Origin of the sequence: uncultured Georgenia sp. (assembly GCF_937958535.1) — a bacterium.
Taxonomy (GTDB): Bacteria; Actinomycetota; Actinomycetes; order Actinomycetales; family Actinomycetaceae; genus Oceanitalea.
Genome location: NZ_CALGNQ010000235.1, coordinates 1 through 2,649 on the forward strand (window position 1 = coordinate 1; position 2,649 = coordinate 2,649).

The window sequence follows — 2,649 nt, forward strand, 5'->3', positions numbered from 1 at the left end:
ACGACGACGGCGGGACCGCCGTCGCCCGTCGTCTCACCGTGCATTCGGAGTTGGGGACACCGACGACGGGACGGCCTCCGTCGTCACCCCGCTGCCGGCTCAGCTGGCGAGCTCGACGTCTGCCGGCTCGAAGGCCCTCCCCTGGGTACCGCCGGGGCGGCCGAGGATCTCGGCCAGCTCCCGGCCGGTCAGCGTCTCCCGGTCGAGCAGCTCGGCCACCACCCGCCGCACCGCGTCCGCGTTCTCCGCCAGCATCCGGCGCGCCCGGTCCAGCGCCTCGCGCAGGAGCCCCTCGACCTCCTCGTCCACCCGGACCGCCACCTCCCCGCCCACGCGCAGCGCGTCGGGGTGGACGTGGGCCAGCCGAGAGGCCATGCCGTACTCGGTGACCATGCTCGTGGCCACCCGGGTGGCGTGCTGCAGGTCGGAGGCGGCGCCCTGGGTGTAGCCGTCCTCGCCGAGCAGCATGAGCTCGGCGGCCCGCCCGCCCATCGCCATCGCCAGCGCATCCAGCGCCTCCGGACGGGAGAGGAACTGGTGGTCGTTGCCGCCGGGGCGGGTGTGCCCGCCCGAGCCGCCGCGCGGGATGATCGTCACGTAGGTGGGATCCCCGACGTGCTCGGCCAGCACCGCGACCAGCGTGTGGCCGGCCTCGTGCCAGGCGGTGATCTCCCGGTCCCGCTCGGTGACCACAGCCGAGGTGCGGGCCCGGCCGATCTCCACCGTCGAGAGCGCCGCGTACACGTGCGCCTCGGCGATCACCGCCTCCCCCCGGCGCGCCGCCTCCATCGCGGCCTCGTTGACCACCTTCTCCAGGTCCGCCCCGCTCATCCCGAAGGCCTGCCGGCCCACCTTGACCCAGTCGACGTCGCCGGTGAACGGCTTGCCGCTCGCGTGCAGCTCGAGGATGGCGGTGCGTCCGCCGCGGTTGGGTAGCGGCACCTGGATCTCCCGCTCCAGCCGGCGCAGCAGCGCGGCGTCGATGACGTCGCGGCGGTTGGTCGCGCCGATGACGATGACGTCGGTGGAGGTGAAGCCGTCGATCTCGGTGAGCAGCGCGGTGAGCGTGCCCTCCTGCTCGGTGTTCGCCCGGTCCGCCTCGCCGGAGCTGCGGGCCCGCCCGGCGGCGTCGATCTCGTCGATGAAGATGATCGCCTTGCCCGCCCTGTTCGCGTCCTTGAACAGCGAGCGCACCCGGGAGGCGCCCACCCCGACGTACTTCTCCACGAAGTCCGAGCCGGCCACCTCGAAGAACGGCACTCCGGCCTCCCCCGCCACGGCCCGGACGAGCAGCGTTTTGCCGGTGCCCGGCGGGCCGACGAGGAGAGCGCCCTTGGGCGGCAGGGCGCCGAGGGCGGCGAAGCGCGTCCCGTCCCGGAGGAACTCGACCAGCTCCTGCATCTCCGCCACCGCCTCGTCCGCGCCGGCGATGTCGGTGAAGCGGGTGGCCGGCACCTCCACCTGCCGGGTCCGCCGCGCGAGGAGCCCGTGCTGGGTGAGCATGACGACGACGAGCACCCCGAGCAGCAGCACGAGCACCACCGGCCCGAGCACGTCGAGGAACGAGACCCCCGGCGGGGAGGCGACGTCGGTCTCCACCCCGGCCGTGAGCAACGCCTCGGTCAGGGTGCCGCCGTAGTCCCCGACGTACGCCGTGGCCAGCTCACGCCCGTCCTCCAGCGTGACGGTGAGCGACCGGCGCTCCTCGTCGACCACCGCCGCGACCACCTCACCGTCCGCGACGTGCTCGACCACCCGGCTGAGCCCGACCTCCTCCGGCTCGGCACCGCCCGCGAACAGGTCCGGGACGAACCTGATGCCCAGCACGAGGGCGATCGCGGCGGGGATCGCCCACCACTCGCGCAGCAGCCGCCTCACGCCGCCGCCCCACCGGCCGTGACGTCGCCCGTCCCCCGTGTCGCGGTGCTCACCGACCCTGCCTCCCTGTGCTCGCGGCCGTCTCCTCCCCTACCCATCGGCGCGGCCGCGCCGCGGATAAGTGGTCCCCGACCGGCCGAGTCGGTGAGAGGACCCCGGCTGAGCGGCCCGGCCGCCGCCGTGGACGCTCCCGGGTGGCCGGCCCCGGGGATGTCCGGTCGACCGCGCACCTGAGGTCCCCGGCCGGCCGAGCCCCTGCGAATTCCGGCCGACCTGCCGGCCCGCCGGCTTCTACCCTGGTCCCATGCCCGCCCACGAGGTGCTCGTCGTGGCGTACGACGGCGTCGAGCTGGTCGACGTCGCCAGCGTCACCTCGGCGCTCGCCCTGGCGAACCGGCTCGGTGCCCGCCCGGGTTACCGGGTGGCGGTCGCCTCCCTCGACGGGGCCGACGTCACCAGCGACTCCGGGCTCCGGCTCGGCGTGCAGCGCGCGCTGGGCGACGTGGAGGCGGTCGACACGCTCATCGTCTCCGGTGGCCTGGGGCACGCGGCCGCCGGGGCGGACCTCGAGCTGGCGCGGCACGTGCGCCGCCTGGCCGCACCCGCCCGCCGGGTGGCGTCGGTGTGCACCGGCACCACCGTGCTCGCCGCCGCGGGCCTGCTCGACGGCAAGCGTGCCACCACGCACTGGTTCTACGCGGCCGAGCTCGCCGCCCGCTTCCCCCGGGTGCGGGTCGACTCCGCCCCGATCTATGTGCGCGAGGGCAAGGT

General features: G+C 75.1%; 2 protein-coding genes. One reads left to right on the forward strand and one right to left on the reverse strand.

What is annotated here, in order from left to right:
* Window positions 1-99: 99 nt before the first annotated feature.
* Entirely contained in the window at window positions 100-1,878 is a 1,779-nt protein-coding gene (locus Q0195_RS12310) for an FtsH/Yme1/Tma family ATP-dependent metallopeptidase (RefSeq protein ID WP_299278993.1), read from the reverse strand.
* A gap of 304 nt (window positions 1,879-2,182) precedes the next feature.
* Between Q0195_RS12310 and Q0195_RS12315 the strand changes: the two genes are divergently transcribed.
* Window positions 2,183-2,649: DJ-1/PfpI family protein (locus Q0195_RS12315; RefSeq protein ID WP_299278995.1), on the forward strand; the 467-nt coding region annotated here is incomplete at its 3' end.